The organism is Agrobacterium sp. M50-1 (assembly GCF_049843495.1).
Lineage (GTDB): Bacteria > Pseudomonadota > Alphaproteobacteria > Rhizobiales > Rhizobiaceae > Agrobacterium > Agrobacterium radiobacter.
Window position 1 is genome coordinate 216024 of the sequence record NZ_JBBHZH010000005.1, and the last position, 14613, is coordinate 230636.

A 14613-nucleotide genomic window follows, 5' to 3' on the forward strand; every position below is an offset into this window, starting at 1 on the left:
GCCGGCCGGACTTTTGTTCCCGTGGCTTTTCAGTATTTTAGCCGGAAATTCGCACGATGTGCTGGTCCCATGCCACGTCGCTGCGAATGGCTTCGAAAAATCCGTCATAGGAAGAAACCGCAATGCCGCTCGCGGCAGGCGCGACGCCCGCTGCCTCCCGCACCGTCGTCTCGGATACGACACGGCCGGTTTTTGCATCCAGGGTCACGGCGGCGTTGCCGTTGGGCGAGGTGAGGCCCACCAGACCCTCACGTCGGCTGACGGCGATGGCCCCGACATAATTGGCAAGGCGCACCGTCGTTTCCTCGGGCAGATCGATGAAGACAAGGTCCTCGCCCTTTGAGAAATGGCCGACAAGCGGCGGGAGATCGTTGCGCGGTCCCTCATATTGGCAGGCAAACCAGACGCGTCCGTCATCGCCAAGATCGACATGGCGGGTGGAGAGCTGCCGCAACCGATCCGGCATCGCGTGTTTCTGGATCAGCTGGCCGCTTGCGGCGTCCAGAAGTACGAGGGACGGCTGCATGCTGTCGGTATTGAGTTTGGTGCGGCCGAAATCCGGGTGAGTTTCGATGCCGCCATTGGCGATCACGATCAGCTTTCCGTCATCGCTCACAGTCATGTCATGGGTGCCGATGCCGTGCGCGTCGTATTCGCCGATGCGGGCAAATCCGTTGCGGGCATCGTAGAGGCCGATAACGCCGCGATTGCCATCGAAGTCGTTTTCGCTGGCGTAGAGGATTGCGCCATCGGGCGAGAATTGCCCGTGGCCGTAGAAGTGGCGGTTTTCCGGCGTGTGCATCACGACAGGTTCACGACGCCGCACGGGGTCGAAGGCCATGAAGAAGGTGCCGGGCCGGCGCGCAAAGGCCACCGTCATGCCGGTCGCATGGCTCGTCGCCATTCCATGGGCGCGGGCGGGAAGCGCAACGCGGTCGATGATCTCGCCGCGCTCGCTCACAGTCGCAATGCCGTAGGAACCGTCACGGGCGCGAAAGGCTGAAGCGAAGACGGCATCGGTGCGTTCCAGTGCATGCAGCGAGCCGGGGGCAAGCGCTGCAAGAAAGGGAATGCCCGCCGCCTTGATGAAGCTGCGCCGGTCCATCAGCATCCGTTTTTCGCCTGTTATCATCTGTTAGTCTCCGTCGGCGAAGGAAAAGCCGGAGCTGAGACCGATGGCGCCGCCATATTGGTCGTTGAGGCGATAGATAAGGTCCTTGCCGTTGAGCAGCAGATAATCCACCTTGGCGCGCTGCTGATCGTCGTCCAGCGCTTTTTCCACATCGGTATCGATCGTTCCCGCGATGCGGATCATCGATTTGGCGATGAAGTCGATGGAATTGACGATGGAACGCTGGTCCGGCGGCACGAGCTCGACCATATCCGCCGTGTGCAGAAGGGTCTGAACGGCCCTGATGTTTTCAGCGATGCTTTTCCAGGTCAGGCCGGACCGCCAGTAAATGGCCGTGCGGGGAAATTTCACCTTGTCCGGCCCCTTGTAGAAGGTCTCGATGCGCTGGTCGCGGATCGCTTCGGAGCCGTGGACGAGAATGCCGAGCAGTGCAACCAGCGCCTCGCGCTCGTCGCGAAAGACGGGATTGTCCGCGCCCGGCTGCGTCCAGTTTTTCTGCGCGCCATCAGGTGCGTTCCAGCTGTCGGAAAGCTCCGCTGCCAGATTGGCGACGTTGCCGGCAATCGCTGCGCCGTAGCGGCAACGGAAATCACCCTTCTTGTCGAGAAGTTCATCGGCACCGGTGCCGTAAAGTACGAATTCCAGTGCGCCGAGGCCCTGTGCCGCGACACTCTTGCCTTTCAGGCTGTCGGCGCTGGTGACGCTCTCATCTTTCTCCGCAAGGTAACGCTGCACCTGTTTCAGGCCGAGACCCTTCTTGTCGGGGTAATAGAGCACGCGTTCGAAACGGTTATGTTCGATCACCGGGCCGACGCGCACGATCTCGATGATGGACCAGCTGGAGACCGTATCGGCGAAGGCCGCCTTGGCCGCCTCATCCGCTGTTTTGGAAGGGGCGGCGCAGAGGGCCTTCATGCTGCCTTCCAGCTTCTCTGCCGATTGGCGAAAGCGGTCATAGCCGGGGCGGATGAAGCCGTTCACTGCTTTTTCCATCACGCCCCGCACCTGCGCCGGATCAAGCGGCGGCGGCGGCATCAGTTCCACATCCTGCGCGCCCGCAGGCTGCATGGTCAAAAGCAGCAGCACGGAGAAGAGGCCGGAAATTTTTCGCATGGCATTTTTCATCAAAGGGACTCCAGAAAAGCCAGCAAAGCCTGCCGGTCGGATTTTTGCAAGGCGGCGAAGGCGTCGCGCGCTTTTTGCGCTTCGCCGCCATGCCATAATATCGCTTCCGTCAGGCTGCGCGCCCGGCCGTCATGCAGGTAAAAATTGTTGCCGTTCACCCGTTGCGTCAGGCCGATAGCCCAGAGCGGCTGGGTTCGCCATTCCTGCCCATCTGCTTCGCCGACCTGCTGGCCGTCGGCAAGTTCTTCTCCCATGTCATGCAGCAGAAAATCCGAATAGGGCCAGATCAGCTGGGAAGCATGCATAGGGTCGCTCGCATCACGGCGTGTGACGAATTTCGGGGTGTGACAGGATGCGCAGCCGGATGTGTAGAAAAGCTGCTTTCCCTGCAAAACGGTGGGATCACCCACATTACGGCGCTGCGGCACAGCGAGGTTCTCGGTGTAGAAGGTCACGAGATCAAGGACAGGGTCCGGGGCCTCCACTGGCCCGAGCCTTGGCTGTACGCCCGTCGGCATGGCAAGACAGTCCTTCTGGACGTCGGTGCAATCGCCATAGGCGTTCGGAGCATCCCGTGTGGAAATGCCGATATCGTGGGAGAAGGCGCTGGCGCTCTGGTCTCGGACGCTCGCATTCTGGGCTTTCCAGCCAAACCGCCCGAGCTTCACCTCGCCGGTCCGGTGGTCCCGCACAAAGGCCGGGCGGCCGGAAATGCCATCGCCATTTTTGTCGTCCGGATCGGCGTTAGCCAGAATATCGGCCTCGGCAATAGCCTCGATCAACCCAAGCCCGAGGGTGGGCATGGCAATTCGCGCCGAAAGCGTCGTGTCAGGACCGAGAGGGCCATATTGTAGATTGGCGACGGCATAAGCGGGCTTGCGCAGTATCACCACCTCGCCATCGGCCCGCCGCACGGGCTTTTCGACATAGGTGACGACCGGCTTGCCTTCTGCGGCGAGGCCGGGAATGGCCAGGTTCTGAAGCTGCCGGCCATAGGTCTCGTCGGGAAAATTCAGCACCTCGTGACGCGCAATCGCCGTCCGTTCCGCCTCGTTGCGGGCCGGCCGGGCCAGCCGCAGAAACATGGAGACGGAGTCTTCCCCGGCAAGCGGTGGGCGGCCTCTGCCGTCCTTCACATGGCACGTCTGGCAGGACCGGGCATTATAAAGTGGTCCGAGCCCGTCCGAGGCCTGTGTGGATGAGGGGGAGGAGACCCAGAGCTTCTGGAACAGCGCATTGCCGAGCTTGAAATCCAGTTTCCGCTCGAACGGCATGGTGGCGGAGGGATGTGAAAACGCGCCGCTATCGGCCTTGCTGGTGCTGGTCGCCGCCCCGCCGGACATGGCCTCGAGGGGCTCCTGCGCGGTAAAATCCGTCGTCGGCGCGGTCATGGTCTGGCGGCCGCTCCGGTCTTCCTCCGTCATCTCGTCACGCGCCGGTTCGGCAAGCGTCATCGATGCCACAAGGCAGGCTGCCCCGGTGAGGAAGAACGGCTTACGGATCGGCGGCAGTAGAAATCGCATGGGCGTAACGGGCCGCAGCAGTCTGCGGCCCGCCTTGGCACTTACTTGGAAACGGCGGTCGGATTGTCGAGGCTGTCGGATCCTTCAAGCTCGATCTTGCCGAGATCGAGTGCGGCGATGACGCGTTCGACGGTCTTCGTCTGGTCGATGAGACCATCGATGGCCGCCTGAACCACGGCGTTGCCTTCCTTGTTGCCTTCGCCGATCATCTGGTCGTAGGCCTCGACCGTTTGGGCACGCTTTTCCATGGCATGCATGGCGTCGAGCGTCTTGTTCAGCTTCGCCGTCATCTCGTCGTTCAGCGCCTTGTCCTTGGCGCCCACCAGTTCCGCAAGCGATGCACCGGTCATCTTCGTGCCGTCCACGCGGGTATAGTTGCCGGTATAGGCAGACGCGATGCCGATGGCGTCGTTGAGATGCGAATTATAGGTGTTGTCCGAGAAGCAATCATGCTCCTCTTCCGGATCGTGCAGCAGAAGACCGAGCTTCATGCGTTCGCCGGCCAGCTCGCCATAGGAGAGCGAGCCCATGCCGGTGAGAATGGCGGTCAGGCCCGCTTTCGGATCGGCTTCCACTGTCTTCGTGGCTTCGCCTTCCGGCGCCCAGGCATCCACCATCTCCTGAAGGTCCTTGATCAGCAGGGTGGAGGCGGATTTCAGGTAATCGGCGCGGCGGTCGCAATTGCCGTTCGTGCATTTCGCCTTGTCATAATCGGTATAGGGGCGGTTGCCCGCGCCCGGTCCGGTGCCGTTCAGATCCTGACCCCAGAGCAGGAACTCGATGGCGTGGTAACCGGTGGTCACATTGGCTTCGACATCGCCCGCCTCGTGCAGGCTTTCGATCAGTTCAGGGGTGATCTTGGAGGCATCGACCTCTTCTCCGCTGATCTTGATCTTCGGATTGGCGATGATGTTGGCGACGTAGAGTTCGTTCTCGTCGCTTTCCGTGCCGTAGGAGCTGTCGACATAGTCGATCAGACCTTCATCCAGCGGCCAGGCATTCACCTTGCCTTCCCAATCGTCGACGATCGGGTTGCCGAAACGATAGACTTCCGACTGCTGATAGGGAACACGGGCTTTGATCCATGCTTCCCGCGCGGATTTCAGGGTTTCTTCGCTCGGCGTCGCGATCAGCGCATCGATGGCCTTGTCCAGCGCCTTCGCCGTGGTCAGCGAATCCTCGTATTTCGCGTGCGCGACATCAGCATAATGCTTGACGACGGCGGCCGCGTCAGTGGCGGCCTGTGCGGGGAGCGCGGTGAAAGCCGCAGATGCGGCAAGAAGCGCAAAAGAAGCGCTGAGAATTGTTTTGCGGATCATGATCCCTCTCCTTCGGCAGGCGCGAAATGACTTCGCGCCGCGGCAAGCGAGTTCTGACCCAATCACAAACTTGTGTCAAACATTCTAGTTTAGAATGCTTTGAAACAAGATCGAGGGCTGTTTTTCAAGTAAAATCAGTGCTTGCAAAGAGGGTGTTACGCTTTGCGTTTCATCAAGCAGAAGAAGAAGCCATCCGTATCTGTGGTTGCAGGCGTCAGCGTCACTGTCATCCCGTCGGAAGAGTGCGGTTTATTCGCATTGCCCCCAAAAGTCGTCTGCCAGCGTTCCAGTGCAGAGCCGATGGAAAATTCCGGGTTGTCCGCGCAGAAACGCTTGACCTGCTGCTCGTTTTCTTCGGGGAGAACCGAACAGGTGACATAAAGCAGCTCTCCGCCCGGGCGCACGAAACCCTTGGCCTGCGAAAGCGCCTCGCCCTGCTGCTGCACGCGCTCTTCCAGATTGCGCGCCGTCAGCCGCCATTTGGTATCGGGGCGTCGGCGCCAGGTTCCGGTGCCAGTGCAGGGCGCGTCCACCAGAACGCGGTCAAATTTTCCCTGAAACGGCGTAAGGCCTGATGCGCGGTCATGGACCTGCACATTGCGCGTGCCGGCCCGCTTCAGCCGCTCGATGATCGGCGCAAGGCGCTTGCGGTCGGCGTCAAAGGCGTGGACCTGGCCCTTATTGTTCATGCTGGCAGCCATGGCCAGCGTCTTGCCGCCGCCGCCCGCGCAATAATCGAGGATCTGTTCGCCTTCATGCGCACCGGCAAGATCGGCAACAATCTGCGAGCCCTCGTCCTGCACTTCGAACCAGCCTTTCTGGAAGGACAGTTCGGCGGTGACGTTCGGCAGGCGGGAAGGGCCCTCGCCGGCGGGAATGCGCACGCCCTGCCGGGCGATACGTGTGGCTTCCGCGCCGCTTTCTTCCAAAGCCTTTAGCACCTTGTCGCGCGTCGCTTTCAAGGTATTGGCGCGCAGATCAAGCGTGGGTCGCTCGTTCAGCGCCTGAGCCTCAGTGAGCCAGCGCTCTCCGAATGCCGTTTCGAGGGAAGATTGTACCCATTCGGGTATGTCGCCCTGAATATGGGCCGGTGCGTCGGCGAGGGAGCGGGAGAGAAAGGCCTGCTGTCTTTGTTCGTCCGGTGCGGCGGGGGCGAATTTGTCGCCGTCGAATTCTGCCGAAAGGTCCGAAAAGCTTTTGCCCCATTGGCGCAGCAGAACCGCATAACCGAGAGAGGCGGCGCTGTCGTCATCCATCAGCCAGGCGTGCGACAATTTCATGCGCAGCGCGTCATAAACGATGTTGCCGATTGCCGCCCTGTCGCCGGAACCGGCGAAACGATGGGCAAGGCCCCAATCTTTCAGAGCATCGGCGACGGGACGTCTGCGCCCCTCAATATCCGCCAATACTTCGATCGCTCCGGCCAACCGCCCGCCTAAACGCATTGTCTACCTCATTTTGCTGATAAGCCGGTTGGTAGACGCGAATGGCGGCGAGGGCAAGGCTCAATCGGCTTTGACGATCTCGTAGCAGACCTTGGCGGTGCCGGAGTTGATCATGCCGATGTTCTTGGCGGCCGCCTTGGAAAGATCGAGAACGCGACCCTTGATGAACGGCCCGCGGTCGTTGATGCGCACCACCACGGCCTTGCCGTTGCGGGCGTTGGTCACCTTGACCTTGGTGCCGAACCGCAGCGAGCGGTGGGCGGCGGTCAGGTTGGCGGCGTTCATGCGCTCGCCAGAAGCAGTCTTGGAGGTCAACGCATACCACGATGCGCCTCCACAACCATTTGCCGCATTCGCCTGAAGAGGCGCAATGATGGAACAGGCGGCGATAGTTGCAGCGGTGAAAGTTATACGACGGATATTCAACAAACTGTGCTTCCCTGAAAATCGGCCCCGCGCCGATTGATTGTGCCCTTGCTAAACGGCCATGAACTGGCCTGAACGCCTTTTGATGCGAGATTGTAGGGCGAGGGAAAAATGGCGAAAAAAAGCTGATCTCAAATCACGAACTGTTACAGTCTGTAATATTCGTGATCATTAGCCGGAAAGGCGCCATCTGGCCATCCCTGTCACAATTCGGAAAAAATAATGCAGAATCAACGCTTAATGGAAATGTTGTTGCAAGTCACGGCTTCGTGAATCCACTTCACGAAATGTGAGTGAAATATTTTTCTAATGACTACGATTTTAGCGATTTTTGGATGGTTAATAAAGTCCTAATTAGCTGAAATAAGACGAAAACCATCCGCAAAAGCCGGATTGGAAGGATTTTTCATCGCTTTCGATGGGCTCATTCTCAGCCTCGCCAGAGGCCGTTTTCCCACAATTGTTTCAGGGAGAGCCTGTACTCCGGAAAGCGGAAATCGAAGCCAAGATCGCGTATTCTGGCGTTGGAAACACGCTTGTTCTCGCCATAGAAAGAGCGTGCCATCGGCGTCAGATCGGCGGTTTCGAAAGCCTGTTCGGGCGGCGGTTCCACGCCCATCAGCGTCGCTGCGAAGCTCACCACATCCTGCGGTGGGCAGGGTTCATCATCTGTCACGTTGAAGATACCGTGTTCGTTTTTTTGTGCCAGAAAGGCAAGTGCGGCGCCGATATCCTCGACGCGGATGCGATTGAACACCTGGTCCTTCTTCACAAGCCGCCGCGCAGTTCCCTTCTCGAAATTCATGAAGGCATTACGTCCCGGGCCATAAATTCCGGACAGGCGCAGGATGGAAAGCGGCACATCCGTCTTTTTGGCTGCTTCAGTCCAGGCAGCCTCAGCGGCTACCCGTTCCACGGAGCGCGCGGAAACAGGGCGGCAGGGTGTCGTCTCGTCCACCCAGGCGCCGTGATGGTCACCATAAACGCCGACGGTGGAAAGGTAAGCGACCCATGTCAGATTGGGCAGGAACTTTCTCAGATCGCCGCCCAGAAGCGCGAGCAATGGATCGCCATCCTTGCCCGGCGCGACGGATTGCACGAGATGCGTCACATTTCCCATGGCGGCGGTGAGATCGCCATTAAGGTGGACCCCGTCAAAGAGGAACGGCGTCATGCCCGCGGCGGCGAGGCTTGCGAACTTGTCTTCGCTGCGTGTGGTGCCGGAAAGGCTTTCGGTCTCGGGTTTCAGCACGTTTGCGATGGCCTTGCCCGAATATCCCGCGCCGAAAATCATCACATGCATGAGTCACGCCTCTGCCAGTTGCCATTCCATTTCCGCCTCCGGATCAGGCTCCGGGGCGCGACCGGCAGAGTATGTACGGAATTCGTCCCTGTCCATAAGCCGTGACAGGGACCACGCCGCCATGCCGCGCACCTCGGGTGAAGGGTCGGCCTCCGCAAGCGCCTTGCATTGTTCCACGAATTGCCGGTCTGCGGAGTTTCCCGCCGCGATCAGCACATTGCGGATGAAGCGATTGCGGCCGATGCGCTTGACCGGTGAGCCGCTGAAGAAGCTGCGAAAGGCCGCGTCATCGAGCGTCAGCAGGAAGGCGATGGAAGGTTCCTTCAGATCCTCACGGGCCTGCAGCTTCATCTCGGAAGCGCTGGCCGCGAACTTGTTCCAGGGACAGGCGGCAAGGCAATCGTCGCAGCCATAGATACGGTTACCGATCAATGGCCGGAACTCGTGCGGGATTTGCCCCTTGTGCTCGATGGTGAGATAGGAGATGCACCGGCGCGCGTCCAATTGATAGGGCGCGGGGAAAGCCGCGGTGGGACAGGCATCGAGACAGGCGCGGCAAGAACCGCAATGATCCTTCTCGGCCTCATCGAGACAGAGTTCGGCCGTGGTGAACATGCTGCCCAGAAACAGCCAGGAGCCGTGGGTGCGGCTGACGAGATTAGTGTGTTTGCCCTGCCAGCCGAGGCCGGCTGCGGCGGCGAGCGGCTTTTCCATCACAGGCGCGGTATCGACAAATACCTTCACATCCTCGCCGGCGCGCGCGGCAAAACGGGTTGCGATCTCCTTCAAACGCCCCTTGATGATGTCGTGATAATCGCGGTTGCGGGCGTAAACCGAAATGGCGGCCTTGTCCGGTTTGGAAAGCAGGTCGCGCGGATCTTCTTCCGGGCCGTAGTTCAGTCCGAACATGACGATGGACCGCACGTCGCCCCAGAGCGTTTTCGGTTCCGCCCGGCGGGCTTCCGTTTCCTCCATCCACGCCATCGTGCCGTGATAGCCTTTGTCGAGAAACTGTCTCAGCCGTTCCGGCGCGAGCGGAATGCTGTCCGGGGCGGTGATGCGGCAGAGATCGAAGCCGAGCGAAAGCGCTTCCTGGCGGACGAAGTCCGTCAGTTTATGCGCGCGTATCCGCTGCTTTTCGCTCGCGACGTCGATGGTCGTTTCTCCTGCGGGTTATTCTGCGGCATATATAATGCATGTCGCCCGAAAGTGTGCAGCGGTTTCGGGACAACGACATGCTTTCGATACAGCCGCAGGCCACAGCAAATAACCGGCAGGACTGGAACTTAGAAGTCCAGATCGGCGTAGTGGGAGGAGGGCGCGAGGCGCGGAATGCGCTCGCTGAGGAAAGGCCGGAAGGAGGGCCGGGATTTCACCCGCTGATACCATTCCTTGGCAATCGGCGCTTCGAGCCAGTTGATCTCGCCGAGATAGTCCAGCACCGAAACGCCGGCGGCTGCGGCAAGGTCGGCATAGCTCAACCGGTCGCCGGCGAGCCATGTGCGCGAACCGGCCAGCCATTCGAGATATTTGATATGCTGGCGGATATTGTTGCGGGCGGTGCGCAGCAGCTTGGAATCCGGCGGTCCGCCGCCCTGGGCCGCCGTCATCTGCAATTTATAGACCCGTTCCCGCACCAGCGGCCGGGTCACGTCATTTTCCATCTTCTGCAGAAACCACTCCGTCAGGCGACGGATTTCCGCGCGCTGAAACGGATCTTCCGCGAGAAGCCGGCGGTCGCGCTTCAGAACCCCATGCGTTTCATCGAGAAATTCGGCAAGCACATAAGGCCCGCTCAGCGAGCGCATATTGTCATCGAGATAGACCGGCAGGGTGCCCGCCGGATTGAGCGCCAGAAACTCCCGCCGTCTTTCCCACGGTTGCTCCTCCACGAGATCGGTCTGGAACCCGTATTCCGCAAGGATCAGACGAACGAACCGGGATGCGGTCGACATCGGAGAGTGATAGAGAGTTGGCATCGGTACTCAATTTTTACGATTGGTTGTCATGATCGGCATTTGCCGGAAAACTTTTTCAGTTTCGCTTCATCAAGACGCTATAAGAGCTTGGCTACTTTAAAACAAGTTTAACGCAATTGCCTTCCATTGCCACTTTCCCCCTGAAAAGAAGGATACCTCATGGGTGACCAATCGATCATCAGCGCGCTTCTGCTGGGCATTATCGAGGGTCTGACGGAGTTCATCCCCGTTTCCTCCACGGCGCATGTGCTGCTGGCCGGGCATTTCCTCGGCTTCAAATCACCCGGCAACACCTTTGCCGTCCTCATTCAGCTCGGCGCGATCCTTGCGATCCTTCTTGTTTATTTTCAAAAGCTTGTGTCTATAGCCTTGGCCCTGCCGACAAACGCCAAGGCGCGTCGTTTCGTGCTGGCCGTCGCTCTCGCCTTCCTGCCGGCGGCGATAATCGGCGCCCTGGCGCATGATTTCATCAAGACCGTGCTGTTTGAAACGCCGATGCTCATCTGCGTGGTGCTGATCATCGGCGGCGTCATTTTGCTTGCGGTCGACCGCATGCCGCTGAAACCGAAATATACCGACATCATGGATTATCCGCCGTCGCTTGCCTTCAAGATCGGCCTCTTCCAGTGCCTTGCGATGATTCCCGGCACGTCGCGATCCGGCGCCACAATCGTCGGTTCGCTGCTGATGGGCACGGACAAGCGCTCCGCCGCCGAGTTTTCGTTCTTTCTGGCGATGCCGACCATGCTCGGCGCTTTCACTCTCGACCTTTATAAAAACCGCGATGCGCTGAGCTTCGATGACGGCGCGCTGATCGCCGTCGGTTTCATCGCCGCTTTTGTCTCCGGCCTCTTTGTTGTTCGCTCTTTGCTGGATTTTGTATCGCGGCGGGGCTTTGCACCCTTCGCCTGGTGGCGCATCGCCATCGGTTCGCTGGGGCTGATTGCGCTTCTGGTTTTCGGCTGAACCGAGGACGGGAATAACCCCGTCCGCGATGAATGAACAGAAACAGAAAAAGCGCCCCGGAGAACCGGCGGCGCTTTTTCTTTGAAACTTTTAAAAGCCGATCAGTTGGTGCTGATCGAAGCCGTTGCGCAGGGGTCGACGCCATAGGCGGGAGCGCAGCCGCTCTTGCCCGCTGCAACCGTTCCCGGCGCCATGAAAGAACCCGCCAGAACCACTAAAGCCGCACACGCAAAAAAGAGTGCGATAGATCTGCCCATTTTATTATTGCCTTTCAGACGTTCGTTCGCGCGGATCGTGCCGCCGTGTGTGAAGTGAGGGTTCGGGATATGTTTGGAATGTGGCGAATATCAATAAAGCAGCTTGTTGAATACCGGGTTAATGCGAAGTCTTTTCCACAGTTGCGCTTGTGCCACGCTTGCCTGTGGCGGCCGGATGGCCGTTAACTTTTACCCGGCTTTAGAAATCTGCTTTAGTTCATTCTACACCTCCCCTGCAGTTGAGGGGAAAATGCACGAATAGCGGTTTGGTTGCAATTGAATTGCGCAAAAACAAAAAGCGGGAATGGCTCCCGCTTTCGTTGAAATTGCTGGCGCTGCAGGCCTGAGCTTCAGGCCGCTTTGCCTGCGTTTGAGAACTGGCCGTGGGTGCGATATTGCACCATGTAGGACGGCAGGATGGAGGCGACCCGAACGGGGGTGATGCCGATACCCTCCAGCGTCAGGCCGTTCTTTTCCGCGTCGGCGGAAACGACATTGTCCTTTTTCAGCATGGTCACCTGATCGACCGTCAGCGGCGGCTTAATCAGCGGCACCAGCGAAGTGAGCTTGGCGACCGTTGAGGCGATACCGAAAGGCAGGTCGACGAAAGGACGCTGGCGGTACGTTGCGGCTAGAACCGCCTCGAGACAGTCGCGGAACGTCATGATGTCCTGGCCACCCAGTTCGTAAATGGCGCCGGGCTTCAGCTTGCCATCGACGCTGCGGGCGACGGTTTCGGCGACATCCTCGACATAAACCGGCTGGAATTTGGTTTTTCCGCCGCCGATCAGCGGCAGGAACGGCAGGTTACGGGCCATCTTGGCGAATTTGTTGAAGAAATCGTCTTCCGGTCCAAAAATGATCGAGGGGCGCAGGATCACGGCGCCGGGCAGGATGGAATGGATGGCGGCCTCGGCGCGGCCCTTGGTGCGGCCATAACCGGTCTGCGAATTGGCTTCCGCGCCGATGGCGGAAATATGCGTTAGCGTGGCGCCAGCATCACGGGCCGCTTCGGCAATGGCTTTCGCGCCGAATTCCTGGACGGCGTCAAAGGTGTTGCGACCGCTTTCGGTCAGGATGCCGACACAATTGACCACATGATCAGCATCTTCCACGGCTTTGACGATGGAGTCGCGATAACGCAGGTTCGCCTGGGCGAAGGAAATCTGGCCGACATTGCCGAGCGGCTGCAGGAAGCCGGCAAGATCGGGGCGGCGTACGGCGACGCGGATGCGATAACCGCGCTTCGCAAGTATCCGCACGACATGCCGCCCGACAAAACCCGAACCGCCAAAAACGGTAACGAGGGGTGGAAGGTTGGCCAAGGTCATGGGAGGCTCCTCAGAAGCTGTCGATAAAGCGTTTTTCAGTCTCTTAGCCCAAAGCCGCGCGCGCGTGAAGAGATGTTGTCGCAGGGCAGGGGCCGGTTTTGGAAATGCGGTTGACGGCCGTCAAATTCCTTCGACGATCATCAATTCCGCATCTGCTACTTCCTGGCGGATTTTTGCCGCCGCCTGGTATTCGGGAGAGTTGTAGCAGTCAATCGCATGCTGGACGGAGGGGAACTCGATGATAACGTTGCGCGCACGCGCCTTGCCTTCCAGTTCTGTCACCGAACCGCCGCGAGCCAGAAAATTGGCGCCGAACCGCTCGAAGGCGGGCTTGGCTGTGGAGACGTAGTCCTTGTAACGCTCGCTGTCGCGCACATTGACCTGAGCGATCCAATATCCCTTTGCCATTTCATTTCCTCCTGTCGTTACTGATTGGCCGGAAAGCTGGCGCGCAGCATGTCATCAAGAATGGCGCGGGCCGCCGTCTTCGGATCTTCCGCCCGAACGATCGGGCGGGCGACGACCAGATGGCTCGAGCCGGCCTTGATGGCGTCGTAGGGTGTCATCACCCGCTTCTGATCACCAAGATCTGCGCCAGCCGGGCGAATGCCGGGGGTAACGACAGCAAGATCCGGGCCGAGAATTTCGCGCACGGCTGTCGATTCCTCTGCCGAACAGACGATGCCGCCCATACCCGCCTCGCGCGCCTGTTCCGCCCGGCGCAGCACCAGCGAACGGGCGTCCGAGGCGTAACCGGCTTCGGCCAGATCAACGTCATCCATCGAGGTCAGCACGGTGACGCCAAGCAGGCAGAGGCCGGAACCTTCCGCAGCCTTCACTGCGGCGCGCATCGCTTTGGGGTAGGCGTGCAGGGTGAGCATCGACATGCCCATGCGGGCGATGTTTTCGACACCGGAAGCGACCGTGTTGTCGATGTCGAGCAACTTCATGTCGAGAAAGACCTTCTTGCCGCTCTGGACAAGGTCACGCGCGAATTCGAGACCGCCGGCGAATACCAGCTGATAACCGATCTTGTAGAACAGAACCTCATCACCGATTTTCGAGACGATCTCTTCGGCCTGCTGCACAGTCGGAACATCCAGCCCGACGATGAGTTTTTCGCGCGCGGTCATTGTCTTATCCCTGCCATGTTTCCATTGCCGTCCAGTCGCATGTGGGTGACGCGGCTGCAAGTGAAAATTCGGCGATGGAAAAGTGGAACAGATTGCCGCCGCCGGGCGGCTGGTCCTTGCTGCGGCTGATGCCGCGGCCTTCAATATGGCATTTCAGGAGCGTACCCACGCCGCCATGACCAACAAAGGCGATCGGCTGCTGCGGGTCGTGTCGATCGAGAACGGCTTTGACGGCCTCAACGATCCGTGCCTGCGCATCGATGGCGCGCTCCCAGCCGTGAAAACTTTCCTCGGGGTTGGCGAAGAACCAGTCCGCCGCCTTCTCGAATTCCGACGGCGGCAGGAAGCCGGTGGCAGACCGGTCGTTTTCATGCATCGCCTCGACGATTTCTATCCCAGCTCCGGAGGTTTCGGCGAGGATGCGGGCGGTTTCAATCGCCTTGGTTTCGGCGCTGGAAACAATGCGGCGTAATGACCGCGCCCAGGGCAGGCGGCTCGCCTCCCGTGCCCGTTCGGCCCCCCTCTCCGAAAGCCCCCATTCGGGAACGGGGACATCCGCATCGATCTTGACCTGGGGGTGGGTGATGTAGAGCGCATGCATGAAAATCGGTCCTCAAAGGCGATGGAAAGGGCAAATCAACACCCTAACCATTCGTCGCGACCGGGAAATGACG

Annotated in this window: 14 protein-coding genes; 1 reads left to right on the forward strand and 13 read right to left on the reverse strand. The window is 59.6% G+C overall.

The window, feature by feature from the left end; genetic code table 11:
- Positions 1 to 37: 37 nt before the first annotated feature.
- The 9 genes from WDZ78_RS14395 to WDZ78_RS14435 all read right to left on the reverse strand — a co-directional run bounded on the left by WDZ78_RS14395 (position 38) and on the right by WDZ78_RS14435 (position 10252).
- Complete coding sequence (locus tag WDZ78_RS14395) at positions 38 to 1132, reverse strand: DUF1513 domain-containing protein (RefSeq protein ID WP_425673398.1); 1095 nt, start codon at positions 1130 to 1132, stop codon at positions 38 to 40.
- Between the two features lie 3 nt (positions 1133 to 1135).
- Positions 1136 to 2257 carry an imelysin family protein gene (locus WDZ78_RS14400; protein WP_020011108.1) on the reverse strand — a complete coding sequence of 374 codons (1122 nt, stop codon included), beginning with the start codon at positions 2255 to 2257 and terminating at the stop codon, positions 1136 to 1138.
- Complete coding sequence (locus tag WDZ78_RS14405) at positions 2257 to 3780, reverse strand: di-heme oxidoredictase family protein (protein WP_425673399.1); 1524 nt, start codon at positions 3778 to 3780, stop codon at positions 2257 to 2259. The genes WDZ78_RS14400 and WDZ78_RS14405 overlap by 1 nt, the downstream gene beginning before the upstream one ends.
- Before the next feature lie 41 nt (positions 3781 to 3821).
- The gene (locus WDZ78_RS14410; protein ID WP_425673400.1) at positions 3822 to 5099 is read right to left on the reverse strand and encodes an imelysin family protein; all 1278 of its coding nucleotides are present in this window, start codon (positions 5097 to 5099) and stop codon (positions 3822 to 3824) included.
- A gap of 155 nt (positions 5100 to 5254) precedes the next feature.
- Positions 5255 to 6544, reverse strand: a complete 1290-nt coding sequence (locus tag WDZ78_RS14415) for an RsmB/NOP family class I SAM-dependent RNA methyltransferase (protein WP_425673401.1) — start codon at positions 6542 to 6544, stop codon at positions 5255 to 5257.
- Positions 6545 to 6604: 60 nt separating this feature from the next.
- The gene (locus WDZ78_RS14420) at positions 6605 to 6973 is read right to left on the reverse strand and encodes a septal ring lytic transglycosylase RlpA family protein (RefSeq protein ID WP_003503862.1); all 369 of its coding nucleotides are present in this window, start codon (positions 6971 to 6973) and stop codon (positions 6605 to 6607) included.
- 427 nt (positions 6974 to 7400) lie between these two features.
- Positions 7401 to 8273 carry an SDR family oxidoreductase gene (locus tag WDZ78_RS14425; protein WP_425673402.1) on the reverse strand — a complete coding sequence of 291 codons (873 nt, stop codon included), beginning with the start codon at positions 8271 to 8273 and terminating at the stop codon, positions 7401 to 7403.
- Positions 8274 to 8276: 3 nt separating this feature from the next.
- The gene (queG, locus tag WDZ78_RS14430; RefSeq protein ID WP_425673480.1) at positions 8277 to 9428 is read right to left on the reverse strand and encodes a tRNA epoxyqueuosine(34) reductase QueG; all 1152 of its coding nucleotides are present in this window, start codon (positions 9426 to 9428) and stop codon (positions 8277 to 8279) included.
- A gap of 131 nt (positions 9429 to 9559) precedes the next feature.
- Entirely contained in the window at positions 9560 to 10252 is a 693-nt protein-coding gene (locus WDZ78_RS14435; RefSeq protein WP_010970800.1) for a glutathione S-transferase family protein, read from the reverse strand.
- A 159-nt stretch (positions 10253 to 10411) separates the two neighbouring features.
- Between WDZ78_RS14435 and WDZ78_RS14440 the strand changes: the two genes are divergently transcribed.
- Positions 10412 to 11218 carry an undecaprenyl-diphosphate phosphatase gene (locus WDZ78_RS14440; protein ID WP_425673403.1) on the forward strand — a complete coding sequence of 269 codons (807 nt, stop codon included), beginning with the start codon at positions 10412 to 10414 and terminating at the stop codon, positions 11216 to 11218.
- A 607-nt stretch (positions 11219 to 11825) separates the two neighbouring features.
- Here the strand turns inward: WDZ78_RS14440 and WDZ78_RS14445 are convergent.
- The 4 genes from WDZ78_RS14445 to WDZ78_RS14460 form a co-directional block, all read right to left on the reverse strand.
- Positions 11826 to 12806 carry a complex I NDUFA9 subunit family protein gene (locus WDZ78_RS14445; protein WP_425673404.1) on the reverse strand — a complete coding sequence of 327 codons (981 nt, stop codon included), beginning with the start codon at positions 12804 to 12806 and terminating at the stop codon, positions 11826 to 11828.
- A gap of 120 nt (positions 12807 to 12926) precedes the next feature.
- Positions 12927 to 13214 carry a DUF1330 domain-containing protein gene (locus WDZ78_RS14450; protein WP_425673405.1) on the reverse strand — a complete coding sequence of 96 codons (288 nt, stop codon included), beginning with the start codon at positions 13212 to 13214 and terminating at the stop codon, positions 12927 to 12929.
- 17 nt (positions 13215 to 13231) lie between these two features.
- Positions 13232 to 13939, reverse strand: coding sequence for an orotidine-5'-phosphate decarboxylase (gene pyrF / locus WDZ78_RS14455; protein ID WP_425673406.1), 708 nt, complete (start codon positions 13937 to 13939; stop codon positions 13232 to 13234).
- Between the two features lie 4 nt (positions 13940 to 13943).
- Complete coding sequence (locus tag WDZ78_RS14460) at positions 13944 to 14540, reverse strand: histidine phosphatase family protein (RefSeq protein ID WP_020011096.1); 597 nt, start codon at positions 14538 to 14540, stop codon at positions 13944 to 13946.
- Positions 14541 to 14613: the final 73 nt, after the last annotated feature.